Here is a 25596-nt window from a genome sequence, read left to right on the forward strand (position 1 = left end):
CGGAGTCGCCTCCCAGAACTCGGCAAGGCTCAGCCCTGCTTCGAACGCCCCTTCGATCGCCGCGTCCCAGTCGAAGCCTTGGTCGGCTTCGCGGTCGCGGCCTTCGCGTTTCCCTCCGCACCCGCATCGTCCGCGGGGGCATCGGGCATCGCCGCCGATACGCCGGAGCCGAGCGCCGCCTGCACCGCCGGGTCGCCCGCCATGCGCAGCGCACGCTCGGGCGACACCTCGGGATGGTGACGGCGAAGGCCCGCCTGCATCAGGAAGGCGAGCCCGGCGACCTTGGGCGCACGCGCTTCCTCTCGCGCCGCTTCCAGGTCGCCGAGCACCTCGATGATCGACATGTCGGCCTCGCGCTCGAAGAACGCGATCGCCTTCATGTCGAAGACCATCTCGTATCGGCTGCCGTCGTATTCGAAGGCGACGACGCCGTCCGGAGCGCGAGACATCAGGCGGTCGCGGCCTGCGTGATCTCGCCGCTCACCTTGGCGGTGAAGCTGGCGGTCTGCTTGCCGTTGGTCGCCAGTTCGTCGACGCCGTATTCGGTGATGAAGCCCGAGAACGTCAGGTCCTCGGTGTCGGCCGCCGACTTGGCGACGATCTTGAAATCGCGGATCACGCCGTCGGTGACAGCCGCGATCATCGCGTCGTCGCCCGCGCTGCCGGCGATGTAGTGGATCGATCCCGACACTTCGCCCGGATCGTAGATCCCGCCCGTGATGAACTCCTGCGCACCGGCAGGGCTGTCATGGGTGGTCACGTCGATGGTCTCGCGGCTGATGCGGGGCGGATTGACCGACAGCAGCTCCGCGATCTTTACGACCGGGCCTCCCGCCGGACCCATCCACAGCTCCGCGCCGAACGCGGTCTTGGCAGCGGTCGTCATGGCTTACGTCTCCTCGTGGTAGAACAGGTATTCGTGTTGCAATCGGAACAGCGGGTCGCCGCCGTCCTGCTCCTCGCCGTCGAGCGTGCGCGACGCCTCGAGCCGGGCCGGATGAAACCGCACCCCGGCCACCGTCGCCTCGCCGTGCATGACAGCGCGCAATTCACGGCCGAGCGCCAATGCGCCGAGGTCCGTGGCCGCGTAGATGTCCATTCGCACCCGAGGGCGATCGAGCCCGTCGGGTCCATCGTGGGTCCACTCCTCACCCGGAGAGACGAGCGTCAGCGCCACCGCTGGCAGGCCATCGCCGCGGGCACGCCCGAACCAGCTGATCCGGTCCTCGGCCGACGTGTTCGCCGCGACCAGGCGGGCGACTAAGGCCTCCTCCATATCAGCTCTTCCTCGGTCGTCCGCGGCGGGCCGATCGCTCGATGCTCTCGCCCAGCGACTTGCCGATGCGGTCGAGCGCCCGCGTACCGCCCTCGCTGTCCCATGCAGGGGTGAGCGAGGGGTTCGCCGCCTGCCGGATGCCGAATTCCTCCTGGATGCCCGCCGGGTCGGCGGTGCCGATGTGCAGCTCGATCTCGCTCGGCCCCGGTCGCGGTGACTGGCGGCGCTGGTTCCGGTTCAGCCGCGTGCCGATGTTCGCGTTGTCGCGCAGCGTACCGCTCTTGACCTTGGTCTTCGCGACGTAGGCCTCGTGGATCGGCTCGCCAGCGTCCAGCAGCGCCTTGCGGCCGTGCCGCCGGGCAACTTGGGTCGACAGGTCGAGCAGCGCCGCCTCGAGCTCGCGAAAGCCCGAGGTCTTGACGAACGACTTGGCCATCACCCCCGCCGCGCCGTTCCGGTGAATTCGACTTCGGTCCGGCCGATCTCGATCCGGCCGGTCAGGTCGTAGGTCAACCCCTTGCACACCGCGCGGTCGCCGATCGTGACGGTGCGCGTCAGCGAGTCGAGCAGGAAGCGAAACGTCGCCGCCTGCGTCCCGCCCTCGACCGCCGCATCGCGCCGCTCGGCCCCGGTGCCGTACAGCACCTTCGCCTTGCGCGACCCGATCGCCGCCCAGTCACCCGCACCCGGGGTCTTTCCGCCGAGCGCCGAGCGAGCAGGTGCAGCCCGCTGAAACTCGACCCGCGTGTCCCGACGGGCAGCAGGGGTCATGGACATCCTAAAGCACCGGCATCCGGTACGCCGAGCACAGCGTCTTGAACCCGAGCGGGATCTCGCCCGAGATCGTGCCAGTGATCACCGCCTCGCGATTGGCGAACAGATGACCCGTGAACAGCAGCGCCGCCTGCACCAGCGAGCGCGGCGCCTCGCCTTCGGCATATCCAGCGGAAAACCTGATTTCGATCCCCGCCGCCATGTCGCCCGGCCACGACTGACCCGGCTTCGCCACGAGCACCCCGCCCGCCGCGAGCCGCAGCGTCGCCACGTCGACGGTCTGCGGATCCCCGCTCCCGTCGAGATAGCCGACCGCCGTGACTACGACATTCGGCCCCGGCAGCACGATCCGCGCCGGCAGGCTCTCCGCCCGCCACACCCGGTCCGCCTGCGGCCCGAGTGCGAGCGAACAATACTTCTCGACCTGGTCTACGGCAGCCGCCGCATACACCGCGAGCTCGGCGTCGAACTCGTCCTCGCCGTCGTCGATCGACAGGTGCGCCTTGACCAAAGCCAACGGCAACACCGCCTCGACATACTCGGCCGACAGCGCAAAGGGATCGAGCCTGAACATCAAACCCGCTCCCGCGCCAACCGGCTTACTTGCTGGCCTGCGCGGCCTTAGGCGCAGGTGCCTTCTTCGCGGTCGACTTGCCCTTCGCAGACTTGGCGCGCGAACGCTTCGGTGCTGTCGCCTTGGCCGCGCCCTTCGCCGGGGCCTTCTCGACATCGCCGCTCGCGACCGAAGTCACTACCGTACGCGGTCCGGCGAGTGCGCGCGGCGGAGTGCCATCGCTGCGCGGCCCTTCATCGCGCCGATCCGGCTTGGCGGGTATAATGACCGTCTCGCCTTCGTTGGTCGCGACGACCGGCAGGCCCTCGTGATCCGTCAGCGCACCCTTGTCGCCGACGAACGCGGCCACGCGGCGACGCACGAAGCCCAGCTCGCTTTCGGGCGAGCGGTCCTTGACCAGGTCGCCCTGCTTGAAAGCTTCGACCGGCGGCCCGTCGACCCTGTGATCGACCAGGAACTTGATCGCCATTTGCCATACTCCTCGGTTGCATCCCGCCTCATCGGACCCGCGCCGCAACGCGGATCGGAAGAAGCGGGGCCGGATCGACCCGGCCCCGCGACCCTTCAGTGTGCGTTCAGGCGACCTCGTCGACCGTGGTCAGGTCGGTCGCGGTGGCAGCGCCGTAACGCCCATCGAGGGCGACGACGACAGCACCGAAGTCGGCGCCCGCCGTGCCGAGCGTCACCGAAAGACGCGCGAAGCGGAAGCCGTTGTTTCGGTCCAGGTCCGCTTGGGCGAGGTTGATCGCCACCTGCTTGTTGCTGTCGGTCCCCGCCTGGGTCAGCTGGGTGATCGACGTGCCGCTGACGTCTTTCGCGCCGGTGCCCGAATCGTCGGTCGCCTGCTGGAACTTCGCGTCGATCGTGCCGGTCGAAACGATGTCGCCCGCCAGCAGGATCGCCATGATGGCGAAGAAGTCCTGCATGTCGATCCATGCAGTGGTGATCGTGGAGGCCGCATAGGCGTCCGGATCGATGACCCCGACCACGCCCGCGCGCGCCGAGGGAAGCAAATTCCCGTTCATAAGCATCTCCATTTCGCTCGCCGGAGCCGGATCATCCGCCTCTCCGACGCGCCCGCGCACGGGTGCGACGGAGAGGGCGGCGGTTGCCCGCCGCCCTCAGCTTGTCGTCGTCGATCAGGCGCGGTCGGCCAGAGCGACGAAGTGGCTCTTCGTGCTCGACCCCTTGGCGGGGCTCACCGGCGCCGAAAGCACCGGCTGTCCGCCGACCCGGAATATCCAGCGGAACGCCCGGATGTTGTAGTCGAAGTACAGGTGGATCGATTCCGCGAACTGTACGCCCGACTGCTTGCGGAAGGCTTCGTAGCCGTTCGGGTTGACGAACTGCAGGTCGCCCTTGTCGCCCACCGTTTTCGCGTGCTCGGTGAAGCGGATCGGCCGTCCGAGGAGGGTCCCGCCGGGCGCATCCTGGTAATTCGGAAACCACACCGGGTCGCCGGCATCGGACTTCAGTCCCATAACCGTCGGCATGATATCCGCGTTGGCGAGCCAAACCGCGTTGGCGGGGTCGATCATGCGGGCGAACATCTTTGCCGCGTTGGCGGCAACGATGCTGTCGGCGGTCTGGCTCGTTTCCTTCGCCACTGTGACGAGGGCGCCCGATTCCATCCAGCCCAGCGGCTTCTCGACGCCGTCACCCCACATGAAGGCTTCGGCCACCGTCCAGCGGATTGCCGCACCCGCCTTGCGGGTCAGCAGGTCGGCGATGCGCGGCGCATCCTCGAGCAGCTCTTCGGTCGCCAGCACGAATGCATAGCATTCGTTGAGCTTGGTTTCGCGCGGGGTGAGGCCGAGCTTGGTCGGCGTCATCTGCTCGGCTTCGACCCGCCACTTGGCGAGCACGCCCGAGCTGCCCCACGGCGTGGTCTCGTCGCCGAGTCCCTGCACGCGGTTCGAACTGGTCGGCGAAGGGTCGATCAGGTCGAGCACCGGATCGCGATCCGAATAGACCAGGTCGACGATCTCCTGTCGGAAATCGGCCGGCACGAGATAGGAACCGGCGACGTCGCCCTGTTCCATGTTGACGTTCGTTGGCGCGCCGAGTCGGTCGTCGACGCGGAAGCCCGAGCCTGCCGCGGGATTGGCATGCCGGACAGCGTGAGCGAACTCGGCGATGTCGCGGAATCCGTTGGACCCCTCGCCGGTCTTGGGCTGCGCCGGAACCGTGGAGGGCGCGGTCGAGGCGGTGTCGACACCGATTGCCTGCTGCGCCGCGACTAGTTGCTCGCCGCGCTGGATCTGGGCGGTCAACCGCGACAGCTCCGCCTTATCGGCGGCATCGGCGGTTTCTTCGTCGTCGGTCAGGTCGCGATTCTCGTCGATCGCGGCCTGCAGGCGGTTGGCCTGGCGGGTGGCAACGTCACGCGCCTGGGCTCTCAGAACGGCCAGGTTCATAGTGAACTCCTTTCGTGGCCAATGGCGGGCGCGTGCGCCCAAACAAAAAGGGCGCCGGATGGCGCCCCCTCCCTCCCGTCGTGGGAAGCTCGTCAAATTCCGGCAGCGGCCTCTGCCACCGCCGCCTGCCGCCGCATCAACTGCAGGCGGCTGCGGCTCGAACCGTACTTCGCGACCACCTCGCGCAGCGTCATCACACCGTCGATCGCGCCGCGTTCGGTCGCTCGCTGGGCGGAGAAGACCTTGCCTGTGCCGTGGATACCGGCAACGTCCCCCGCCTTGATCCCGCGTCCGCGCGCGATCGCCGCGTTGAATGCGGCATAGCTCTCGTCGACTCCCGACTGGATTTCGGCGAGGTCATCGTCGCTCAACGGGCCATACGGATGGCCTGAAATCTTGTCCGGGTGACTGGCGACGAGCGTGGTTTTGAAGCCCAGTTTCGCCTCGAACCCGCTCTCGTCGACGTGGCCGGAGCGCACACCGACCGAACCGACTTCGCTGCTGGTGCTGCCGTAGAACGCGCTGGCCTGCGATGCGACCCAGTACGCGGCGGAGAAGGCAAAGCTGTTCGCCACCGCGACGACCGGCTTCGCCTGCCGCGCTTCGAACACCGCATCGCCCAATTCGGCCGTCCCGAACACGAGACCGCCGGGGCTGGCGATGTCGAGCACGATCGCGCCGACCTTGCTGTCGCTCGCGATTTCGCGGATGCGGTCGGCCAGCACATCGCTCGCCACCCGGGTATTGAACTGCTTCGGCGCGATCACGCCCTTCATAGGCACGATCATCGTGCTGCCATCGCGGATCGGATCGGGCGCTGCCTGTGCCGCCTGGTTGCCGCCGAACGCCGTGGCAAGATGCCGCAGTGCATCGGGCAGCATGGCCTCGACAGCACCTTGGCGAAGCATCGCCGACAGGTAGTCAGGGTGCATGGCCCACACGGCACCGGCAGGAAGCATCGCGTCCATTCTCTACTCTACCTTGTCTTGCGGCGCGGTCTCGCCACCGGTGATGCCGTCGGCCGCACGGTTGCTGTTGAGCGGCGCCCGCGGATCGTCGGCCCACTCGGCCTCAATCCGCGGCATGCCAAACCATCCGGTTCGAAGCTCGTTCTGCGAATGGGTGCCCGCCGTGCGCGCCAGCACCGCATTGCGAAACTGGGTCGCGCTGTCGCCGCGCAGCAGACCCTCCATGTTGAACTTCGCGCGGATGCCCTCGGCCTTCATGTCGGGCGGCAGTAGACGTGCGCTAATCGCCTTTTCGATCCGTCGCACCCACGGACGCATCGTGTATTTTACGAACTCCAGAGCCTGCTGCTCCTGGCTCGCAGCGGTCCCGCCATCCTCGCCGATCATTGACTTCGGAATGCGCCAGTACCGCGCCATCTCGAGCGTCCGCTGACGGATCAGCTCGGCGAGCTGCGCGTCCTCGTTCGATCCGGCAACGTCCTGGTACTTGAGACCCTGCTCCAGCACCGGGATTCCGCCCCGCTTCCAACGTGCAATGCCCGAACGGATATGCTCGATACCCTCTTCGGTCAGCGCCTGCTCGGTGCTTAGGATGCCGCCGAGCCGCCGATTGTTGCGGAAGAACTGCCGACCGCCGACTTCGAGCGCGAGCTGGAAATCGATCGAACCCTTCGCCATCTTCCACGGTACCAGCGGCTTCATCGTCGCGTCCGCGAGCCCGCCGAACCAGAACAATTGCGACGGCACGAGGTGACGAAGGCGACCCTCCGCCCATGTCTCGACCGTGAACCGCCGATACTTCCAGTCGACTTTGGTCACGAGCGGATCGAGCGGCCACAGCTCGACCTGGTCGAATCCGACGACCGGCTCCGCGATCGCCATCCCTTCCAGCGCGGCGACATACGCCATCGATGACCAGAATTCCGGCGCCGTCTGGATGTGGTTCGGCTCCTCGCCGAGAACGCCCACCAGCGGCGATTCTACAGTTCGCAGTTCGCGATCGAGCAGGTCGATTCCGAAACTGCCGAGCACGTCGGCGATCGTGCCGACACAGAACGCAACCGCCGAAACTCGCGCCGCCGTCTCGGCCTTGTTCGCCTCGGTCGGCAGTCCGAGTGCGGCGATCCAGTCCTCGTCGCCCCAGAACCGGCCATCCGTCAATGGCTCGGGCGACGGCCGATCTGACGACAAGGGCAGAACGCCCCGGCTCGCATCCCATTGCGCCTCGCGGGCGGCGGCCGCAGCAGACAGCTTGTACCCCGTCGCCATCAGCACACCACCATCGGCCGCTGATTGTAGACGGACCCAGCTCCCGACCCAGCCTCAGGGTTCGCCTCGAGCAGCTTCGTCGCATTCATCCCCGCCATCAGCGGGTCGATCTTCGCCGTGCCGGAGGCGTTCTTGACGAGCATCACCGTCTGCCTCCCTTGCTCTTCCTTGGCGTTGCCGACGCACCAGGCCATCATCGGCGATCCGTTGTGGACCGCGCCGGCGAACTTCAGTTTCCTCGCGAGGCCGACGATCGCCGACATCAGCCGGTAACCCTGGCCGACCGCGACCATCTGTTCTTCCTTCACGCCCGCCGCGGCCAGCGCATCGACCAGGTCGGCGACGCCCTGCGGGTCGAGCCCGATCGCGCCCTTCTCCGGCAGCAGTCCGCTGGCCATCACCGTCACGATCACGTCCACGATCTCGCGGATGTCCTGCGGCAGCGCGTATTCGGAGTCCTCTTCGTCGAGGTCCGCCTTCTGCTCCGCCGCCTCGCAGATCGTCAGGTCGCCGTCGGCCGCGAACGCCTTCAGGGTTGAGGCGATCGACTTGCGCAGCTTCAGCACGTCGGGCCACACCCATGCCCGGAACCAGTAGAGCCAGCGCCCCGTGCCGCTCTCGCGGCCCGCCACGCACAACCCGTAAAGGTCGTCGAGACCGCCACCGTCGATGCCGACCACCACGACCTCGCACCGCGCCAGCAGCGCCTCGAGCGTCAGCGACCGGTCCGCCGCGGCGTCCCAGTAATCGGCTCCGCGCCAACGGTCGCGCCGAAGGCGCAGCCCGATCTCGACGTTCAGGTACTTCGCCAGCACCACCTGGATGCTGCCGGTGTCTTCGTCCTCGTCGACCTCGCCGCCGTTCGCCTTGCGGATCTTGCCGCTGATGAACGCCTCGGTCACCGATCGCCCGAGGTTCGGGTTGGTAACGTAGAAATTCTCGGGCTTCAGGTAGGCCTGCGACTCGATCATCGCCTCGGGCCACTCGTAGAGCATCCCGAAGCAGGTCGGATCGTCGATCCTCCCGTCGCGCACGTCGCGGAAGTATTCGAGCTTGTCCTTGAACACGCCTGCCGGCGGCTCGTCGGAGTGTGTGGTGAGGTACACCACGAACCCTTCGTCGCGTGACGCGAGCCCGCCCGTGGCTTCCTCGAACATATCACCGGCGTTGGCGATTTTGCCGAACAACCATAGCTCGTCGATCAGCACGAACCCTGATTTGCTTCCACCCACCGTGCCGCTGTCGGCGGCGATGATTTTCAGTTCCGCCTTTGTGACCCGGTGCTTGATCAGCTTTTCGTTGTCGACAATGTGGAACATGTCGTTAAGCTTCGGATCCGCGCGGATCATCGCCGCCGCAGGCTTGAAGCTGTTCCCCGCCACCACCTTGGTGGGAGCCAGGATCGTCATCTCCCCATACGACCGCCAGTTGCGGATCATGGCGGTGACCATGATCGCGGCGGCGATCGTCGACTTCCCGTTCTTCTTGCTGATCAACAGCATGAACTCGCTGATCAGCCGTCGCCCCTGCTTCGCATCGTAGGCGCCGAAGATGGCGCGCACGAAATCGAACACGAACGGCTCGCACGCCTCGCCGAACGTCGGGCGGCCGAGCACGTCCACCATCCGCAGCGACTTGAACACCTCGAGCGCCGCGTCTGCCTCCGCCGGGAACAGCGGCTCGAACGGCACCAGGCTGCGCTGCTCGACGATCCGCTTCTCCCAGTCCGGGCAGGCAGTGGACCAGGTCGCCATGTCAGGCCTCAAGCAGCGTAGCGGTGGGCCGCATGTGAAATCAGTTCATCAGCGACGGCGCCGGCGGCGGCTCGTAAAGCCCCCGCTGCTCGATCGCGCGCTGCTCCGCCTCTGCCTTCTTGCCGAGCTTCGGCTCCTTGCTCGGCGGGGCCGAGGCCTGCGCCGTCGCGGAGTCGCGCATGCGTAGCTGGTCGAGCCGCCGCGCGAGCTCGCGCTCGGCACTGACGTTGCCCTCGGCCGCCTGCTCGTTGAGCCGGCGGAGCTGCAGCATCTCGACCCGGAGCCGGGCCTGCTTGCGCTTCCGGCACTCTGAAAAATATACCTTGCGGAAAGTCGGCTGACAGAGCCCGACGACCTCCGCCACTTCCTTCACCGTCAGACCGCGCGCAAAGCCCAGGATCGCGAGATCCGAACCCCGGCGGTTCCAGACGGCCTCCGGCCTTCCCGGCCCTTCACGGCGCGGCACAACCGGATCGCCGAACAGGTCGACCTCCGAAATTACCTCAGCCAAGAAAAAAACCTCCGAATGAGGGGGACAGCGGTTTCTAGGGCGCCGACCTGCCAGACTTTCGACCTCCCCCCACCCCATCGCCGCGAGCGCGAGCCGCCTTGGCCGCCGCCGTCTTCGCGTTGTGGTGAGCGGTGCAGTACCAATCGAGCTGGTCGAGCGACGGCAGGTCCGCCCCGCCGTCCTTCCGCTCGACCCGATGGTCGAGGATCAGCCGACCGCCACATCCGCACACCCGGCAGAAGGCCGGACCCTGCCCCCGCTTGGCGGCCCGCAGCGCCTTCCACTCCGCCGAGAGGTAGAACGGATCGGCCCGCTTGGGCGCCGCCGCGATGCGCGACGGCAGGCGCGAGAGCCGCCCCGGCAGCGCGGTCAGCCGCCCCATGTCTCCGGTCCGATCGTTGAGAGTGTGGCCCGACGCCGCGAGTGGGACCAGGAGCGCGGCTCCACCGGTCCGCACGGCAAGCGCCGAGCCTGACGGGAACCTGCCCCATCAGACCCTTGGAATGAAAGCGCGCCGATAGGCCTTGGACAGAAATCCAAGGCTTGACGAACCCGCGAGCCGAGCTTCCCCGCCGCGCCGCGCCTTGGAATAAATCGAACGATCACCGCTCTTCCTCGGGCAGCACCAGCATCGCCGGCCGCGCGACCGGTGCATCGACCAGCCCATCGCGCCCGAGCAGCGCCTTCGCCCTCCGGGACGGCCACCCGTTGAGGCCGCACACCACCAGCGCGAGGCCCATCCGGTACCGCTGGAACAGCCGCTGGGTCGTCAGCGAACACCCGAGCCGCCTCCCGATCCCGCGCCAGTCCCGTCCCTGCCCGCGATAGACGCGCTCGGTGGCCAGCCACAACAGCCGCCGGTCGAAGGCATCGGGCACGAAGCGCAGCCACGCCACCGTCGCCTCGTATCGCCCGACATCGGCGGCATCGAGCGCCGAGCGCGGCCGCGCCGACCGGGACACCCCGTCGACACCGTCGCCGGCATAATCGCCCGCCTCGCCCTGGACGAGATGCCACGGCCCGTCGCCCGCATAGGGCCACCGCCCGCCGCCCGGCTGCCGCCATTCGAGGTCGTGCACCTCAACCAGCGCGTCCTCGACCGCCTCAATCGAGGCGACTTGTCGGCCTACCGCTGCGCTACGTGAGGCCGTGCCCTCCACGCTCCAAACGCCGGAACCCACGCCCGAGGCCCGAATGGAAGTCACGAGGCGATCCCCCGAAAACCCGAAAACCGAAACCAGTTCATAGAGTTACCTCCCATTCTTCTCTCTCTTGATAAGCAAAATGGAAGGATGGAAGGCAAAAGTGAGTAACTCCCGTGAGAGATTTGCGATTGCATTCTCGCGCACGGAAAGATGCCGGTTTTGCCTTCCACACTTCCAAAGCACGGCCAAGTGCTTGAAAACCCTCGCCGCGTTCCCTTCCATTCCGCCAAAAGAGGCCACTTCACCATTCGGAGGCTGGAAGGGAGCGCCGCCGCCTCACACCCAGTCGTCCGGTGCGGGATCGTCCGGATAATCAGGGGGTTGCGGCCATTCGGCACCGCCGCCCCCACCCCCCTCGGGCCACGCGCCTTGCGGCCCTACCGCGCCGCTGCTTGAGGGCCAGTAGCCCGCCTTCACTTCCTCGACGGATAGACCGTCCCGCAACCGCACCCGCAGCCACCACACGCCGTTGCTCGTCTTGCGCTCGAAGCCCTTGTCTTCCATCGCCGCGACGAAGCCCTTGGCCTTCCAGAAGCTGCCGCCGGCCGCCTCGCACCAGGCGGTGTAATATTCGAACAGCTCGCTCGATTTGACGCGGCACGCCAGCGGATCGTCGCCCACCTCGCACAGGGCCGACAGGAACCGCCCCAGCTCGTCCGACGCGTCGCGATAGGCGCGCGTGGCATTTTTCACCTGCTCGGGCTCGATCAGCCCGTTCTGGCGCCAGTCGATCAGCCCCTCGAGCAGCCGGTTGAGGATCCCGCTCGCCTCGGCCTGCAGCTTGCCGCCCAGCTGGCGGTCGCGCTCCTCGGCCGGGATGTTCACTTCCCACGGCACCAGCTGCATGCGCCGCCAGATGCCGTCGCTGGTGTCCTTCACCTTCGGCTTGTGGTTGCCGCTGATCGTCATCTTGAAACTGGGCAGGAACGTGAAGAAGCCCTTGTTCAGGTGCCGCGCATCGACAGGGTCGCCGCCGGTCACCATCTTGATCAAGCCCTCGTTCAGCGCCGATCCCTTTTCGGGTTCGGACACGCGCAGGAACCGCACCCCCGGCAGCCGCGCGATATCGGGCGTGGCCTGGTCGCCGCGCCGCTTGGTCCCGTTTTCGAGGAAGCTCTCGATCGGGATCGACCCGGCGTAATCGCCCGCCAGGTGCGCCACCGCCTCCACCCACGTTCCCTTGCCGTTGGACCCGCCGCCATAGAAGAACGCCAGCTTCTGCTCGCCGATGTCGCCGGTCAGCGAAAGCCCGCCCCACTGGTGGATGAACCGCCGCATCGTCTCGTCGGGCTGCACCCGGGCGATGAACGTGTCATAGTGCGGACAGGCGGCGTTCGGCGCATACTTCACCGGGGCCAGCTTCGTCAGCAGGTCGGCGCGATCGTGCGGGAATCGCTTGATCCGCACCCCCTCAGTCACGAACGCCGCGTCCTTCTTGCCCGCGGCGACGCGAGCCGCACGTTCCTCGTCGGTCAGCTTGCGCGTGTTCGCCACGATCCGCAGCGTCCCGTTCTCGACGTTGATCGCCATCCGGTCCGCGTCGAGCGCATCCGGCCCGATCGCCACGTCGGGGAACGACTTGGCCAGCTTCGCGATCGACAGCAGCTTGCCCGCGCCCTCGCTGGTCTTCGCCCAGGCCGCGATCGATTGCGACCACAGCTTTTTACCGAGCACCACGTCCATCGGCTCCAGACCGGCGAGCCAATCCCCGACCTCGACCCCGCCCGGCCCGTCGATGCCCGCCCGTTCGGCCGCGTTGGCGTATAAATCCCAGCTCGTCGTCTTCTCGGCGTCGGTCCACGCTTCCAGCTCGCGCAGTTGTTTGTCGCTCATGCCGAGCACGGGCGGATATCCGCTCGCCGCGACCAGCGCCGCCTCGTTCCGGATCGCGCGCACCGTGGCGAACACCGACTGCATCACCCGCGCCGGCAACGCGTCCTTTTCCTCGGACAGCAATGCCCAGCGCCGCCCATCCCACGCGAACCACCCGATCTCCGCGCAGAAGCGAAAGTCATGCCCGAACCGCACCCGCCACCGCTCGGCATTGCCGAGGTCGGTCAGCGGCAGCCGCGCACAGGCGAGATCGCGCTCGGGATCGACGTTGACGCGAATGCGCCCGTTTCCTGCCGGGCCTACCGCTCCGCTACTTGAGGCCCCGTTGCCGCCACCAGACCCCGCACCCCCGCGATCATCAGCCGGCGGAGGTCCATAGCCGGAACCTTCGGAAGAGCCGCCGCCCGCTGGGGGCGCGGGGTTGTGTTCGTCCGCGCTACCGCCTCCGGCTACTTGAGCGCGCTGCGGCTTGCGCGGCGAACCGCCGCCCGACAGGACGTTGCGGGTTGTCATGCGGTCGCCGGCGCTTGGACGGAGTAGTCCTTGTGAACGAACCCCTCGCCGTTACCTTTGACGAACGTCGCGTTCACCCCGCTTTCAGCGGCGTATTCGAGCATGATGGTGTCGAATGGTGGATTGATCAGGTCCGGCTCGATATACATCGGCTTCGTCGTGTCGCGCGGCAGCAGCTTGCCACAATCGGGCAACAGGAAGTGGTGCGCTCGCTCGATCGAGTTTATCACCCAGCGCATAACGGACTGATCGCCGACGCCCATGTTCTGGAGCTGGCCGCAGTGCAGCTGCTCGATGATCTTTGTAGAATAATTTCCCGGCCTCACGCTCACGCCGCCCTCCGCATCGCTCGATCCTCGGCCACGATCGGCAGCCCGCCGTGCGCCAGCATCGCGCGCAGGCGGTCGCTGGCGCCGACGTCGCAGATCAGCGTCACCCGTTCGCCCAGCGCCCGCAGCCGGCCGATCGCCGGTCGCCCCCAGTCGGTCACGCAGATGCCTCTTTGTCGGCCTACCGCGCCGCTACTTGAGGCCGGAAGATCCCCGCCGGCGCGCATCCACGCGAGCGGCGTGCCGTAAAGCCGCAGCTCGGCCCGCCCGTGCGCCACCGCGCGCGCCTCGGCCGCCTCGATAACCGCCTCGCCCAGCACGTCGCCGTCGCGCGTCAGCAGCGCCCATTCGTCGGCGCAGTGGCTCGCGATCGCCAGCAGGTCGACCAGGTCGCCCGCCGCATCGCGCACCGCCAGGATCAGCCGCCGGTCGGGCCCGCCGAAGGTGAACGTGCCGTCCCGGTGCAGCTCGACCTGCGCCACGGCCAGGTCGCCCCGCCCGGTCAGCGAGCCGAGGAAGCCCGCAGGCACCCCCATCCCGATCAGCGCCTGCACCGCGGCCCACGGCATCGAAAGCTCCGCCATCTGCCGCGCCAGCGGACAGTCGAGCCAGTCGAGATCGACCCCCGCCACCAGCGCCTCGGCCACCACGCGCGCATGCTGTTCCAGCGCGCTCATGCCGCGATCTCCGCTCGCCCTACCGCCTGTCGCCTACGTGAGGGCGTGATCCGCAGCTTCGATTCCGCTTCGCGCGCCAGCCACAGCGCAATGTGCGCCGCGCGCGCGGCGGCGACTTCCTCGCGCCGCCTCTCGATCTCGTTACCGGGAAGGCGCACCCCGTCAGGCCCGTCGCCCAGGTTCTCGCACGCTGACAGGATCGGCCCCTCGCCCAGCAGCGTCCGCCGTCGGCTCGGCCGACCGGAACGCGAGTTCGGCCCCGGCCGCATGTGCGGCGGCAGCACCACCGGCGCGATCTTGGGCACTTCGATTCCTGCGAGCAGGGCGTCGAGCGCCGCCGCCACGTCGGGCTCGCGCGCGCGCCGCGCTTCCATCCTCCGATCGGCATAGATCGCGCTCGAATGGTCGCCCAGGTTCAAGGTCCGCGTGATCATCGGCCACGACAGCGTCGGCCACTTGCGGTGAAGCACCCACACCGCCGCCTGCCGCGCCCGCACGACGTGCGCCTTGCGGCTCTTCGACACGACGGCGCACGGATCGACCCCGAAGGCCCGCGCCACCGCGTCCCGCGCCGCCCGCTGCGCCGAAGTCGGCTCCCAGTTGGCTAGATACGCTGGCTCGCTCACGCCGCCAGTTCCTTGTCGCCCGTCGCAGCGCCGCTTGGCGCAGGCTGCTCGAACTTCCCCACCTGGTTGCCCCACGCGGTCCACCCCGGCCGCTCGGTGCGGGCGAACATCTCGAGGTACGGGCCGCCGACGAGCTTCTCGATCCGGTCGTACTGGCAATCGGGCTTGCGGCTGTGTTCGCGGCGCGGCTCGACGATCGCCTGCCGCACGCCCTTGGTCAGTCGCTGCGGACTGCCGCGCGTGAACAGCCAGCACGGCTCCACCTGCTTGCGGGTCCAGTATCCGAACCCCATGCGCGGCTCGGGAATGTCACCGGTGAACAGGTCGATCTGGTCCGCGCCGATCAGGCGTTGCTTCAGCCAGTAGAAGGCGTCGGTCTTGAACGTGAAGCCCCACGCCTCGGCCAGCGCGATCGCCTCGGTCAGGTGACTCCCGACGATCCACATGAACAGCGCACAGTCCTTCGCCGCCCGCTCGCCGACCGGCAGCGCGGCCATCTCGTCGAACGTCATCGTGCGATAATGATCCTCGGCACAGCGGTGCGGCGTCATGGTCTCGCCCGAGAACGTGCGAAACGCCCACGGCGGATCGGCCAGGATGCACCCGAAGTGCTGCGATGGAAGCGACCCGAGATCCATCAGCCGAGCTTCCTCAGCGTGCACCAGCGGCTCTTGCAGCCGATCGCCTCGGCATGGCTCACTTTCATGTCGCACTGGTCGCACCAGCGCGTGCCCCGGAACGTGATCAGGGCATCCGTTGCAGGTGCCGTCGCAGCGGGCACGGCAGTGTGGACCCGAATGTCGACCACCTTGCCCTTCGCCTGCGGCACGAGCGGCTTGCCCGCCACCAGCGCGCGGACGACGAAGGCGGACGCGCCGGACAGGCCCAGTGTCGCATCCACGGCCCGCGCCATCGCGATATCGCGCCGCAGTGCCTTCTGGCCATGCTCGCCCAGCTTGGCGATCAGCTGCGTCTCGTCGTCGCCTGCGCGGCATGCCGCCACGATGCCGGGAAAGATCGTCCCCGCGTACTGCAGCACTTCGCCCGGGAACGCGCTGCCGAGCACGCGCAGCGCGGCCCGGCAGACGGTTTCGCCCCAACGCCGCCACTCGCGCTGGATCCCGCCGATGTTCGACACCATGCCCGGCTTCCACGCGGTGTGGTTGCTGTGCGGTGCCAGCGACAGGGACGCGTCGGTCAGCGCGCCGACGATGGCGGAGGCGGTCGGGTCTTCGCTGGCCAGCGCGGCCCGGAACAGGTCCATCGCGTTGAGCGCGCGCCGCTGCTGGTTCAGGTGGACAAAGCTCGCCGCCTCGTCGGCCGCGCAGGCATAGCTGCCGATCACGCACGGTAACTGGGCGATATCGCCGCGAAGCTTGGCCGCCTCGAGCCGGTGCTGACCGTCGATCACGTAAAGCTGTTCCCGTTCGCCTACCCCCTCGGTGCTTGAGGCGGGTATCACCCGGCGCGACACCACGAGGGGCTGGCACAGGTCCCAGTTCCAGTGCTGCGCGATCCGCCGGATCAACGCCTGCGATTCGCTAGCCGCGATCGACCGCTGGTACGCCGCATCGATCGCCAGCTCGCCCGGCATGGCGAACTGCAACACCGGCATCCGCCCCAACGGCGGATTGACCTTCAGCCGCGTGGTCGCCGGGCGGCTCATTGATTGAACCCCTGGAATTCGGCAGGCTCCCCAGAACACCCGACATGCAACTCGGCCTTCAGATCGTCGCGCAGGATTTCGAGCTGCCGGATCGCCACCTTCGCCTCGTCGTCGAAGCCCACCTTCGCCGCCGCCACCGCGCGCGCGTTCGCGATCTTCCGATCGATGTACGCCAGCACGTCGGCAACGGCGTCTGTCGGGGCGGCCAGCACGTCCATCACACGCGCATCGGCATCAGAACGGACAGGAACGCCGTGTCGGCGGGGTCTTCGATCCTCGCCGGTGCGGAGGCGTCGTCCAGGCCCATCGCCACCTCGTCGCCGTCTAGGGCGTTGAGGCAATCGATCAGGTACTGCCCGTTGAAGCCGATCTCGAAATCCTTCGGCAGGTTGTGCTCGGCCGGAACGGGGAAAGTTCCTTCGCCGAGGTCGGGCGACCGCAGCGACACGACGATCGACTTCTTGCCCGCCGTCAGCTTGACCGCGCGCGTCTTCTCCGAAGCCAGCGCCGTCAGCGATTGAACGGCCTGCACCAACGCTGCCTTGCTCAGTCGCGCGTGATACTTCGGTGCACCGGGCACCACCCGCGAATAATCGGGATAGGTCCCGTCGATCAGCTTGCTCGAGATGGCCAGTGTCACCGATCCGACCTGTCCCGCGATCGCAATCCTCGGCGATCCCACGGTACCGGGCGCCAGCGTCTTGTCGGCGCCATTGCCGATCCGCACCCCGCCGAACGAAAGCCGCACCCCGTCCTTGGCCTTGGCGAGGTGCTTCTGGACCCGCTCGAGAAACCGGCGCGGGATGATCGTGCCGGCGGGCAACTCGCCGTCCGCGTCGGGCAGCGGCACGTCGACCTGCATCAACCGGTGACCGTCGGTGGCCGCGAACCGAAACAACCAGTCGCCGATCCTGTGGACGCACACGCCGTTGAGGTAATACCGCGTCTCTTCTGTCGAGATCGCGGCCGAGATCCGCTCGATTTCCGCCAGCTCGCGCGCGCCGAGGGTGGCGGAGAAGCGCTCGTCGGCGATTCGATCAGCGCCCGGGTGATCGTCGGCAGGGAGCGTTGAGAGCGACGCGGCAAGGCTCCCGCTCTTCACCGCCAACCGGTTTTCGTCCACGCTGAAAGCGACCTTCGCGCCGCCAGACCGGTCGATAGCCGCGCGGACGCGTGTTGGATCGAGCAGGCTGATCCCGTCGAGAGCCTCGCCCTCGTATTCGATCGACGCCTCGGCAGTCGTGTCGAGATCGCTGCCCTCAATACGCAGCACACCGTTGGCGCTGATCTTCACCGCTGCGAGGACCGGTATGGTCGTCCGCCGTTCGATAACCGACCCGGCGAGCTGCAACGCCTTCGTGAACTGGGTCCGTTCGACAGTGATCATGGAGTGTCCTTTCCGCCAACCGCGTGGCTGCCTGGGGCCGTCCGCCCCTTGATCGTCACCCGCCGCGCCGTGCCGTCGGTCGCCACGCTCGCGCGGCCTTCCCTGACGAGGCGGACGAGCAGGTAGCGCGCGCGCTCGATCCCGCGGCGGCCGGTCAGCCCCAGCGCCTTCGCCGCGTCGGCGTGGCTGGCCTCGGGATTCCGGGCATAGAACGCCGCAAGCAGCTTCATCTGCGCGCGAGGGTGTTTCGCGCCACTGGAACTGGTGGCCCGCTCCGCCGACCGGGTCGCAGTGGTCGCGGGATTGCGGAGCGGGCCGGACGGGGCGGGCGATCGACCCGAAGGCACGGCGGCGCCGTTCGCGCCGCTCCGCTCCCGTCCATTCTCAGATGCGCTCAAGCAGGCGGAGCCGGTAGCGCGACCGGCAACCTTCGAAACGACATACTGCCACCGCCGCACGTCGAGCGGGTCGCGCTGCTGCGACAGGTTGACGAGGCCCGCGGCCTCCCACCCCCGCACCAGGCGCACCCCGGCGGCATCGGCGGGCAGCATCGGCCCGGCGGCATAGACCGCCCACTTGCCGGGTGTCGCCCCGTCGAACCACGCCTGCAGCTCCGCCTCCGAAGCCGAAGACGCCAGCTGCACCGCGAACCGCTCACGATCGGCAGGGGCGAGCGCGGCCGACATCAATACCAATCCTCGCCAGCAGCATTTTTCAGCCGCTTAGGCGTGGGCAGGTAATGGGTTTCCCGCCGTAGATCCGCGCGCCGCGCGGCTGCATCCCCAGGCATCGCCCACGACTCGAAGTAGTCAAACCCTTCGCTTAGAGTTTCGACCCAGATCGTTAGATCGTCAGTAGACAAACCAGATCGCGAGTTCGGTTCGTAAAGCACCTGAAATTCGCAACCTGCGCGAAGGAGCGCCCAACATTTTCCAAGCTGGCAATGAGCACTCTCGCTATCGCGATCGCGCCACTTCGCTTGAGGAACGATCGCGCTTTCGCAGATGGCGATCAGTTCCCCACGCGAATAGCTGGTCTTCGGGCGGCCCATCAGTTTTCCACCCCCGCATCGACCTCGGCCCCCCACACCTCTGCAAGCGTGCGGTGCGACCGGATCGGATACGGCCCGGTGTACGCGCGCGGGCGTTCGATCGTGACGACATCGCCCCGCCCCACGATACCGAGCGACCGCAGCCGCTGGATGATCGAGCCCGCGCTCACGCCGCGCGCACCCCGGCGGGCGTCACCAGCAGCGCGCGCATGCGCGCCAGGCTGGCCATCGCCTCGTCGATCTGCTGCACGATCGCTTCCGGCTCGCCGCCCCGGATCGCGCCGTCGGCGGTCGCATCGCGCAGCGCGGTGGCGACGTCGCCGAACTCCGCGCTCGCGTCGATCATCGCCAGCGTCACCGCGTCGGCGCCGGGCAGTGCCTCGGGCAGGCGGATGCACACGTGGCCCAGCTCGCTGGCGAGCTTCGACAGGATGGCGGGCACCTTGCCGCCCATCACCGCGATCTCGTCGAGCAGCAGCGCATCGCCCAGCGTCGGCAGGTCGCCGTCGTTGCGCGAATTCCACCGGCCGACGTGGCTGGTCGACTTCTCGACCGTCGCCGCCGCGCCCTCGATTCCGCCGCACGCCGCGATCGCGCGCCGCACCGCCTGCTTGAGCCGCGCCGCGGGCATCACGCCGCACTCCGCACGGCAGGGGAACTCTCGTCAGCGTTTCCCGCTGACCGCCCCGCCCCGTCGGCGCTATCTGCATCGACAGGGGCCAAGGCATCAGGAACCACGGCAACAGGGGACACGCCGACGACATGCGCCAGCTCGATCGCCTCCTGCGGAACCTCGCCTTCAGGCCAGTTGGCTGGATCGGCGAGGAATGCCGCCAGCTTTTCGAGCGTGGCCGTGGTCGGCCCGCGATCGCCGATCCGGTCGAAGAACGCGCCGTCGTTGATCGCCCGCTTGCCGAGCCGCGACAGCGATCCCTCGGGCGTGGCCGCGTACAGATCGGCGCACATGCGCAGCCGGTCGGTGAGTGAAAGGGGTGCCATGTCCATCATTGCGGCGCCGCTTATGATGGGTATTCCCACCATCGGTCAAGTGGGTTTTCCCGCTAGTGCGGTTTTTTCCGATCTGTGGGAAAACCCACCGATGGTGGATGTTCCCGACAACGGCAATCTTGCACAGGTCCTGCCCGCCCGCCTGCGCGAGCGGATCGACGCGCTGCCCGGAAAATCGATGCGCAGCGTCAGCCTCGCGATCGGCGCCCACGCGGGCTACGTGCGCGATCTCTTCGATGCGGAGCGGTTCAACGTGCCCTCATCGACCCGCATGCACGCGCTCGCAATCGAGCTGGAGACGACCACCGATTATTTGATGGGCGTGGTGGACGAACCCGGTCAGGTGAAGAGCGAGGTCGGCATCGTCCGCTCCGATCGCCTGCCCTATCGCGGGATGCCCGCCGAACTGCCGCCGATCCCGCTGGTCGGCACCGGCGATTGCGCCACGCTCGAGGTGCTGGTCGAAGGGACGCGCGGCAAGCGGGTGCAGGTCGAACGCTCCACCTTCGACCCCGATTACACCCGCCGCTTCATCCGCCGCCCCGCCGCGCTCGCGGGAGCGAACGATCTCTACGCGATCGAATTCCACGGCGACAGCATGGTCCGCCGGTTCGAACCCGGCGACATCGGCCTGGTCGATCCCCGCCGCCCGGTCCGCGCCGGCGATTACGTGCTCGTGCAGCTGCGCGAGGCACCCGGCACCAATACCGTCGGCAGCGTCCTCGCCAAGCGTCTGGTCCGCCAGAACGCCCACGAATACGTGCTCGAACAGTTCAACCCGGAACTGACCTTCATCATCCCGAAGGAAGACGTCGTCCGCATCCACCCCATCCTGCGGCCCAACGATCTCCTCTTCTAGGAGATCGTTGCCTGCCCTGGACTTGCTTCAGGGACCTGCTGTTCTAGCGGGCCTCGACGCGAAGCAGAACCGGCGAAGCCGGGACAACTAGCGCAGCGGTAGGCCGACCAAACACAGCCAGACGGGGTCAGAAGGCGCCCGAAGGTGTCAGCGTCAGCAATCGGTCTCCGCTGCGATAGGCATAGGCCGATGCCTTGTCGCTGCCCACAGGCTCGAACTTGCCGGTCCGCACACAGACCACCGCGCGCAGCACGTTGACCTTGTCGCGATAGGGTAGCCCCGCCCAGTTCGCATCCTCCACGACTACAGTGTCGCCCTCGCGCTCGCGGATCAGACCCGTGTCGGTCAGCCCCGCCAGCGCCTTCTCGCATCCGGCCTTTTCCTTCGCGATCGCCGCCGCCGCTTCCGCGCCCCGCGCGCCCGCGGAACTCTCCGGCACCGGTGCACCAAGCGCAGACGATGCCGCTCCGCTGGGTAGCGCGTCCGCACCACCCCCGTCCTTCGCATCGTCGGGCGTGCACATCGCCAGCACCAGCACAAGCCCGCCTATCCCGATCAGCCCGTTCCGCACCGAATGCCGGTTGCGCTCCCCTTGCGCCGGAGCGACGGCGGACGCGGGCTTCGCTGCCGCCACGACCGGCGCCCCCTTCTCGCCCAGCTCCACCGCCAGCACCACGCCCAGGCTCGGCCGCCCCCTGTCGCCGCCGTCGATCCGCTCGACCAGCGCGCGGGATCCCTTGCCCTCGTCGATGATCGCGCCGGTCAGCCAGCTGTCGCGCGGGATATATCCGATCGTCTGCCCCTCACCGTCGCGCACCGCGATCGCGCGCGGATCGTGCGGATTGTCGGGCTCGGGCTGCAGGAACACGCGCTCGCCCTCGCGCAAGTTGCGGATCGCCGCCTGGTAGTTCGATTCCCCCACGATCCCGACCGAATAACTCTTCGGCATCTGTTTCCCCTGCCACTCGTGCGATCGAGCGTGGCCAGACTGCGCGACCGCCGGCCGTGAAACAAGCGTGATGGGTTTTCCCATCGAAACCGCTTGACGATGGGAAAACCCATCATTATCGGGATAACCCACCAGCCAGTGGAGAAACCCATGCTCGCCGCGAAATTCACCGAAGACACCCCGCTGCCGCAGGTCGGCAGCATCGGCTACCGCCGCGGCACCGGTCAGCGCGTGCTCGTGCTCCGCCGCAACCCGCCCGCACAACCGGGCGAAGAGCGCACCTGCCTGGTCAAGACGTACACGCGGATTTCCGGCCACTGGTACGACGATCGCGGGTCGAGCGGAAACACCACGGTCGAGGAACGCGACCTCTACCCCACCGAAGACGCCGCCCTCCACGCGGGCCGCAAGCAACGTCGCACCCGGGGCCGCCGGTGATGACCACCACACCCCCCGACCAGCCTGTAAGCGAGTCGATCGTAGAGCAGCTTGAGCCGAGGCCCAACGCGCCCGAACCCATGACAATCGAGGGCGTCGATGTCTTCGTCTATCCAGCTAGCCAGTATGCCGCCGTTGACGCGGACGTAGCCGACGAGCGCAAGGACGGCACCGTTTCAGCGGGCGCAGTAGCGCGGCAGATGGCAACATGGGCTGGCATTCGCAGCGCCGACAACCTCAAATGGCTGCTGGTAGAGATGCTGGCGGATGCCAACCGCGCCTCATTCCATCACGGGCAGACTGAACGAGCGCTCAAGTCGCTTCTCTTCGCGCTCCACGCCCGCCCGTTCCACGGCTATCCACTGCTTTCGGTAGAAGATGCGATAGCGAATGCGAACGAGCTTCTGGATCGGAAATTTCGCTCGGCCGGGGCCGACAAGCAATGACCCACGTCGCCCGCCTCGCCGATGCCGAGTGGCAGCAACGCCTCGCCGCCGCGCGCCACATGGTCGCCGCGCACCGCTGGTCGCCCGAGGAGGCCGACGCGCGCCTGATGCCGTGGCTCGCCCTCGCGCTCCACGCCGGGGCCGAGCCGCCCGAGGCCGCCCGCATGCTCGAGGATATCCGCCGCCACGAACCGGACGGCAAGACTCACGCCCGCGCGATCGCCGCGCTGCGCCTGTGCGACCCGAACGACATGCGCGCCGAACTCGCCCGCAGCCGCGACGCGGCGGTCTCGTCAGCAATGGAACACCCCACAGACCCGCGCCGGGCCGAGCAGGCCACCCGCCTGCAATACCTCGCGATCTGGTGCGGGTGTCCACCCCGCGTGATCGCCAACGACCAACTGCAGGAGGCTGCATGATCCGCGTCCCCCACTGGATCCCCGGCGCGATCGTCGCCGCGTTCATCTCGATCGGCGGCATCGTCGCATGGTGGACCGCGTGACCCGCGCCGCCGCCATCCGCGACGCTCTCGGCACCGCCGCGCTGCTGCTGGGCTTCTGCGCCTTCGCGACCCTCTTCGCGGCCGCCACGCCGTGATTGACCCCATCCACACCGTTCAATGCGAGGCCGAAGCCATGCAGTACGAAAGCCCCGACCCATTCCACGATCGCCAGCTGCGCAAGCGCCGCGCCGACGACATCGGCGACCGCCTGCTGATCGCCGGCGCGATCCTCGCCGCCCTCGCGCTGGTCGCGGTCGTCGGCGGCCGCACCTGGCCGGACGTCGCCGTGCCGAGCGCCTGGTCCACCACCCCGCACCCGGTCGCGCCGTGAGCCGCTCCGCCGCCCTGATCGCCGCGCACCAGGCCGCCGACGCAGTCACCGGTCTGCTGATGCACGATGACGAGGGCCACTTCGGCGACCTCGGCGTGGTCGAGAAGCTGGCCGAGGCCAACGTCCACGCGATCGACCTGCGCCTGGCAGAGATCGAATCCTGCGACGACGATTACCGCGAAGCCCTGATCGACCTGCGCAACGCCTGCGCGAAGCACATCGAAGGGTGGCCCGGATGAGCAAGCTGACCGAAGACCAGGTCGCCCAGATGGCCGAGCTGCGAGAGCGGGGGTGGTCGCACCAGCGGATCGGCATGAAGTTCGGCGTCTCGCCCGGCGCGGCGCTGTACCACTGCCTCAAGCAGGGCGCATTCTCCCCGCGCGAGAAGCCTCGTCCGGTGCCGACTAGGCCGATTGCCTACGCCCGCGGCGATGGCCGCACGATGCGGCTATTCACACAGGCCGAGGATGACCAGCTCATCGATCTCACTTCCAAGGGTGTTACGAAGATCGAGATCGCCCGGCGAATGGGGCGCGCTCGCACATCGGTCGCGATGCGCCTCTTGTGGCTCGCCAAGCGCGATGAGCTGGCAGACGCATGACCCTGCCGACGACGAACAGCAGCCGGGTCGCCGGTGATGCGCAGGCCGGGCATTTCCCTGCGCGCGGGGTGACGCACACTCTACCACGCGAGGGCCTGTCGGTCGACGCCCCCAGCCTTGCCTGTCGGGAAGCGGAGGCCGCCTGATGGCGCGCAAGTCCATCTGTTCACGCGATCCCGCCCTGGGACCGGGCAGCTGCTGGCACTGGTGGGACGGCTGCCCGGAGAAGATCGGCCACTGCATCGCGCGATTCGTCGCGGCGAACAGTGAACTGAAAACCGCTCCCGAGGCCGAGCAAAAAGCAGCCATCGACCGATGGGCCGCCGAGCGCGACCGTGCCCGCGACCCAGCCCCGAAGCTGATATGACCGCCCCCGCGCGCATCACGAAGGCCGACATCGCCCGCGCTACGGAGTGTGCCGTGGCCTCGGGCGTGCCTGCGCGGATCGTGCTCGACTTGAATGCGCAGCGGATCGAGATCATCCTCGGCGAATCGGCGCCGCCGCCCGAGCCGCATCCCGAGGACTGGGAAGATGACGACACCTGACCTTCCGGCTAACGTAAACGCCGTGCGCGATCGCCACGGCAAGCTTCGCTACCGCTTCCGCCGATCGGGCTGGCCGAGCCGCTATCTGCCCGGCGAACCGAACACCGCCGAATTCCACGCCGCGCTGGCCGAGCTGCTGACCGCCGGGCCCACAGTGCCCCCTCCCGTGGCATCGGCTCGGCCGGTCACGCCGCGCAGCCTCGACGACCTGTTCGCCCGAATGAAGAAGACGCCCCGGTGGGAGCGCAAAGCCGACAACACGAAGCACGTGCACGGCCGCATCATCGAGCGCTTCCTCGACCGCGTCGATCGCAAGGGTCGGCGCTACGGCGAGCGTCCTGCCGCAGCGGTGACGGTGGCCTGGCTCGACGCGATTCTCGCGGGCATGGCCGATACGCCGGGAGCTGCGAACGTGCTGCGTAAGATGCTGTCGGGCCTGATGGACCAGGCGATTCGGCTCCGCTGGCGCACCGACAATCCAGCCCGGCTGACCGAGAAGTTCCCTGACGGGAAGGGCTTTCACACGTGGACCGACGCGGAGATCGCCCTGTACCGCGCAGCGCACCCGCTCGGCTCGATGGCCCGCCTCGTGCTCGAGCTCGCGCTGAACACCGCCGCGCGGCGTTGCAACGTGGCCAAGCTGACCCGTGAAGATCTGCAGGGCGGGCGCATCGTCGTCGCGCACGCGAAGGATAACGAACAGACCAGCGTGCCAATGACCGCCGCCTGTCGCGCCGCGCTCGACGCGCTTCCTGCAGCGCCGATCCGCTACCTCGTGACGACCCAGTTCGGAAAGCCATTCACGGACGCCGGCCTCGGCAACCGGATGCGCAAATGGTGCGACGATGCCGATCTGCCCAACTGCACGCTGCACGGACTGCGCAAGGCCACGAGCCGCCGACTCGCGGAAAGTGGCGCGACCGACGCCGAAGGCCAGGCAGTCACCGGTCACAAGAAACCCGCGACCTTCGCCAAGTACCGCGCCCAGGCCAACCGCCCCGCCCTGGCGGACCGCGCTTTGTCCAACCTTGAAGAACTGGCCTTGTCCAACCCTCCTCAAAACGATGATAAAACAGGCGCTTAGGA

The 25596-nt window shown here is 67.9% G+C and carries 39 protein-coding genes; 10 read left to right on the forward strand and 29 right to left on the reverse strand.

Features of this window, described 5'->3' with window-relative positions; genetic code table 11:
* Positions 1-29 precede the first annotated feature (29 nt).
* The 28 genes from ACWPMX_RS07785 to ACWPMX_RS07920 form a co-directional block, all read right to left on the reverse strand.
* Positions 30-449: a hypothetical protein gene (locus ACWPMX_RS07785; protein WP_455699464.1), complete on the reverse strand. Its 420-nt coding sequence runs from the start codon at positions 447-449 to the stop codon at positions 30-32.
* Positions 449-886 (reverse strand): phage tail tube protein, encoded by a 438-nt coding sequence (locus tag ACWPMX_RS07790; RefSeq protein ID WP_455699465.1) that lies wholly within the window; start codon positions 884-886, stop codon positions 449-451. The genes ACWPMX_RS07785 and ACWPMX_RS07790 overlap by 1 nt, the downstream gene beginning before the upstream one ends.
* Before the next feature lie 3 nt (positions 887-889).
* Positions 890-1276: a hypothetical protein gene (locus ACWPMX_RS07795; RefSeq protein ID WP_455699466.1), complete on the reverse strand. Its 387-nt coding sequence runs from the start codon at positions 1274-1276 to the stop codon at positions 890-892.
* A gap of 1 nt (position 1277) precedes the next feature.
* Complete coding sequence (locus ACWPMX_RS07800; protein ID WP_455699467.1) at positions 1278-1712, reverse strand: hypothetical protein; 435 nt, start codon at positions 1710-1712, stop codon at positions 1278-1280.
* The gene (locus ACWPMX_RS07805) at positions 1712-2047 is read right to left on the reverse strand and encodes a phage head completion protein (RefSeq protein WP_455699468.1); all 336 of its coding nucleotides are present in this window, start codon (positions 2045-2047) and stop codon (positions 1712-1714) included. The genes ACWPMX_RS07800 and ACWPMX_RS07805 overlap by 1 nt, the downstream gene beginning before the upstream one ends.
* A 7-nt stretch (positions 2048-2054) precedes the next feature.
* Entirely contained in the window at positions 2055-2624 is a 570-nt protein-coding gene (locus tag ACWPMX_RS07810) for a head-tail connector protein (protein WP_455699469.1), read from the reverse strand.
* Between the two features lie 25 nt (positions 2625-2649).
* Positions 2650-3093: a hypothetical protein gene (locus ACWPMX_RS07815; protein ID WP_455699470.1), complete on the reverse strand. Its 444-nt coding sequence runs from the start codon at positions 3091-3093 to the stop codon at positions 2650-2652.
* Positions 3094-3199: 106 nt separating this feature from the next.
* Complete coding sequence (locus ACWPMX_RS07820; protein ID WP_455699471.1) at positions 3200-3649, reverse strand: hypothetical protein; 450 nt, start codon at positions 3647-3649, stop codon at positions 3200-3202.
* 114 nt (positions 3650-3763) lie between these two features.
* A complete protein-coding gene (locus ACWPMX_RS07825) occupies positions 3764-5041 on the reverse strand; it encodes a phage major capsid protein (RefSeq protein ID WP_455699472.1) in 1278 nt (425 codons plus the stop codon).
* Between the two features lie 92 nt (positions 5042-5133).
* On the reverse strand, positions 5134-6009 hold the full coding sequence (locus ACWPMX_RS07830; protein ID WP_455699473.1) for a S49 family peptidase: 876 nt from the start codon (positions 6007-6009) through the stop codon (positions 5134-5136).
* Between the two features lie 3 nt (positions 6010-6012).
* The gene (locus ACWPMX_RS07835; RefSeq protein ID WP_455699474.1) at positions 6013-7278 is read right to left on the reverse strand and encodes a phage portal protein; all 1266 of its coding nucleotides are present in this window, start codon (positions 7276-7278) and stop codon (positions 6013-6015) included.
* A complete protein-coding gene (locus ACWPMX_RS07840) occupies positions 7278-9032 on the reverse strand; it encodes a terminase large subunit (RefSeq protein ID WP_455699475.1) in 1755 nt (584 codons plus the stop codon). The genes ACWPMX_RS07835 and ACWPMX_RS07840 overlap by 1 nt, the downstream gene beginning before the upstream one ends.
* A gap of 40 nt (positions 9033-9072) precedes the next feature.
* Positions 9073-9543 carry a hypothetical protein gene (locus tag ACWPMX_RS07845; RefSeq protein ID WP_455699476.1) on the reverse strand — a complete coding sequence of 157 codons (471 nt, stop codon included), beginning with the start codon at positions 9541-9543 and terminating at the stop codon, positions 9073-9075.
* A 34-nt stretch (positions 9544-9577) separates the two neighbouring features.
* Positions 9578-10000, reverse strand: coding sequence for a hypothetical protein (locus tag ACWPMX_RS07850; protein WP_455699477.1), 423 nt, complete (start codon positions 9998-10000; stop codon positions 9578-9580).
* A 145-nt stretch (positions 10001-10145) separates the two neighbouring features.
* The gene (locus tag ACWPMX_RS07855) at positions 10146-10748 is read right to left on the reverse strand and encodes a hypothetical protein (RefSeq protein WP_455699478.1); all 603 of its coding nucleotides are present in this window, start codon (positions 10746-10748) and stop codon (positions 10146-10148) included.
* A 276-nt stretch (positions 10749-11024) separates the two neighbouring features.
* Positions 11025-13094 carry a DNA primase family protein gene (locus ACWPMX_RS07860; RefSeq protein WP_455699479.1) on the reverse strand — a complete coding sequence of 690 codons (2070 nt, stop codon included), beginning with the start codon at positions 13092-13094 and terminating at the stop codon, positions 11025-11027.
* On the reverse strand, positions 13091-13426 hold the full coding sequence (locus tag ACWPMX_RS07865) for a hypothetical protein (RefSeq protein ID WP_455699480.1): 336 nt from the start codon (positions 13424-13426) through the stop codon (positions 13091-13093). The genes ACWPMX_RS07860 and ACWPMX_RS07865 overlap by 4 nt, the downstream gene beginning before the upstream one ends.
* Positions 13423-14100 (reverse strand): hypothetical protein, encoded by a 678-nt coding sequence (locus tag ACWPMX_RS07870; RefSeq protein WP_455699481.1) that lies wholly within the window; start codon positions 14098-14100, stop codon positions 13423-13425. Before ACWPMX_RS07870 ends, ACWPMX_RS07865 begins: the two co-directional genes overlap by 4 nt.
* Positions 14097-14726 carry a helix-turn-helix domain-containing protein gene (locus tag ACWPMX_RS07875; RefSeq protein ID WP_455699482.1) on the reverse strand — a complete coding sequence of 210 codons (630 nt, stop codon included), beginning with the start codon at positions 14724-14726 and terminating at the stop codon, positions 14097-14099. Before ACWPMX_RS07875 ends, ACWPMX_RS07870 begins: the two co-directional genes overlap by 4 nt.
* Positions 14723-15364, reverse strand: coding sequence for an MT-A70 family methyltransferase (locus tag ACWPMX_RS07880; RefSeq protein ID WP_455699483.1), 642 nt, complete (start codon positions 15362-15364; stop codon positions 14723-14725). The genes ACWPMX_RS07875 and ACWPMX_RS07880 overlap by 4 nt, the downstream gene beginning before the upstream one ends.
* The gene (locus tag ACWPMX_RS07885) at positions 15364-16392 is read right to left on the reverse strand and encodes a DUF6551 family protein (RefSeq protein ID WP_455699484.1); all 1029 of its coding nucleotides are present in this window, start codon (positions 16390-16392) and stop codon (positions 15364-15366) included. Before ACWPMX_RS07885 ends, ACWPMX_RS07880 begins: the two co-directional genes overlap by 1 nt.
* On the reverse strand, positions 16389-16610 hold the full coding sequence (locus tag ACWPMX_RS07890) for a hypothetical protein (RefSeq protein WP_455699485.1): 222 nt from the start codon (positions 16608-16610) through the stop codon (positions 16389-16391). The genes ACWPMX_RS07885 and ACWPMX_RS07890 overlap by 4 nt, the downstream gene beginning before the upstream one ends.
* Complete coding sequence (gene dnaN / locus ACWPMX_RS07895) at positions 16610-17779, reverse strand: DNA polymerase III subunit beta (RefSeq protein WP_455699486.1); 1170 nt, start codon at positions 17777-17779, stop codon at positions 16610-16612. Before dnaN ends, ACWPMX_RS07890 begins: the two co-directional genes overlap by 1 nt.
* Positions 17776-18465, reverse strand: a complete 690-nt coding sequence (locus tag ACWPMX_RS07900) for a hypothetical protein (protein WP_455699487.1) — start codon at positions 18463-18465, stop codon at positions 17776-17778. Before ACWPMX_RS07900 ends, dnaN begins: the two co-directional genes overlap by 4 nt.
* The gene (locus ACWPMX_RS07905; RefSeq protein ID WP_455699488.1) at positions 18465-18830 is read right to left on the reverse strand and encodes a hypothetical protein; all 366 of its coding nucleotides are present in this window, start codon (positions 18828-18830) and stop codon (positions 18465-18467) included. The genes ACWPMX_RS07900 and ACWPMX_RS07905 overlap by 1 nt, the downstream gene beginning before the upstream one ends.
* The gene (locus tag ACWPMX_RS07910) at positions 18830-19000 is read right to left on the reverse strand and encodes a hypothetical protein (RefSeq protein WP_455699489.1); all 171 of its coding nucleotides are present in this window, start codon (positions 18998-19000) and stop codon (positions 18830-18832) included. Before ACWPMX_RS07910 ends, ACWPMX_RS07905 begins: the two co-directional genes overlap by 1 nt.
* Positions 18997-19461, reverse strand: a complete 465-nt coding sequence (locus ACWPMX_RS07915) for a phage regulatory CII family protein (RefSeq protein ID WP_455699490.1) — start codon at positions 19459-19461, stop codon at positions 18997-18999. Before ACWPMX_RS07915 ends, ACWPMX_RS07910 begins: the two co-directional genes overlap by 4 nt.
* Complete coding sequence (locus ACWPMX_RS07920) at positions 19461-19835, reverse strand: hypothetical protein (protein WP_455699491.1); 375 nt, start codon at positions 19833-19835, stop codon at positions 19461-19463. The genes ACWPMX_RS07915 and ACWPMX_RS07920 overlap by 1 nt, the downstream gene beginning before the upstream one ends.
* On the opposite strand from ACWPMX_RS07920, the gene ACWPMX_RS07925 reads away from it, so the two are divergent.
* Positions 19828-20697, forward strand: a complete 870-nt coding sequence (locus ACWPMX_RS07925) for a S24 family peptidase (protein WP_455699492.1) — start codon at positions 19828-19830, stop codon at positions 20695-20697. The two genes, ACWPMX_RS07920 and ACWPMX_RS07925, sit on opposite strands and share 8 nt — an antisense overlap.
* Before the next feature lie 127 nt (positions 20698-20824).
* On the opposite strand, the gene ACWPMX_RS07930 is transcribed toward ACWPMX_RS07925, so the two are convergent.
* A complete protein-coding gene (locus ACWPMX_RS07930; RefSeq protein ID WP_455699493.1) occupies positions 20825-21646 on the reverse strand; it encodes an HIRAN domain-containing protein in 822 nt (273 codons plus the stop codon).
* Between the two features lie 150 nt (positions 21647-21796).
* Here ACWPMX_RS07930 and ACWPMX_RS07935 point away from each other — a divergent pair, with 150 nt between their 5' ends.
* The 9 genes from ACWPMX_RS07935 to ACWPMX_RS07975 all read left to right on the forward strand — a co-directional run bounded on the left by ACWPMX_RS07935 (position 21797) and on the right by ACWPMX_RS07975 (position 25594).
* Positions 21797-22084 (forward strand): hypothetical protein, encoded by a 288-nt coding sequence (locus ACWPMX_RS07935; protein ID WP_455699494.1) that lies wholly within the window; start codon positions 21797-21799, stop codon positions 22082-22084.
* On the forward strand, positions 22084-22530 hold the full coding sequence (locus tag ACWPMX_RS07940; RefSeq protein ID WP_455699495.1) for a hypothetical protein: 447 nt from the start codon (positions 22084-22086) through the stop codon (positions 22528-22530). Before ACWPMX_RS07935 ends, ACWPMX_RS07940 begins: the two co-directional genes overlap by 1 nt.
* Complete coding sequence (locus ACWPMX_RS07945) at positions 22527-22949, forward strand: hypothetical protein (protein ID WP_455699496.1); 423 nt, start codon at positions 22527-22529, stop codon at positions 22947-22949. The genes ACWPMX_RS07940 and ACWPMX_RS07945 overlap by 4 nt, the downstream gene beginning before the upstream one ends.
* Before the next feature lie 216 nt (positions 22950-23165).
* A complete protein-coding gene (locus ACWPMX_RS07950) occupies positions 23166-23363 on the forward strand; it encodes a hypothetical protein (protein ID WP_455699497.1) in 198 nt (65 codons plus the stop codon).
* Positions 23360-23602, forward strand: coding sequence for a hypothetical protein (locus ACWPMX_RS07955; protein WP_455699498.1), 243 nt, complete (start codon positions 23360-23362; stop codon positions 23600-23602). The genes ACWPMX_RS07950 and ACWPMX_RS07955 overlap by 4 nt, the downstream gene beginning before the upstream one ends.
* The gene (locus tag ACWPMX_RS07960; RefSeq protein ID WP_455699499.1) at positions 23599-23964 is read left to right on the forward strand and encodes a hypothetical protein; all 366 of its coding nucleotides are present in this window, start codon (positions 23599-23601) and stop codon (positions 23962-23964) included. Before ACWPMX_RS07955 ends, ACWPMX_RS07960 begins: the two co-directional genes overlap by 4 nt.
* A gap of 145 nt (positions 23965-24109) precedes the next feature.
* On the forward strand, positions 24110-24331 hold the full coding sequence (locus ACWPMX_RS07965) for a hypothetical protein (protein WP_455699500.1): 222 nt from the start codon (positions 24110-24112) through the stop codon (positions 24329-24331).
* The gene (locus ACWPMX_RS07970; protein ID WP_455699501.1) at positions 24328-24510 is read left to right on the forward strand and encodes a hypothetical protein; all 183 of its coding nucleotides are present in this window, start codon (positions 24328-24330) and stop codon (positions 24508-24510) included. Before ACWPMX_RS07965 ends, ACWPMX_RS07970 begins: the two co-directional genes overlap by 4 nt.
* Positions 24497-25594 (forward strand): tyrosine-type recombinase/integrase, encoded by a 1098-nt coding sequence (locus tag ACWPMX_RS07975; RefSeq protein ID WP_455699502.1) that lies wholly within the window; start codon positions 24497-24499, stop codon positions 25592-25594. Before ACWPMX_RS07970 ends, ACWPMX_RS07975 begins: the two co-directional genes overlap by 14 nt.
* The last annotated feature ends 2 nt before the right edge of the window (positions 25595-25596 follow it).

Source organism: Tsuneonella sp. HG094, from assembly GCF_053819285.1.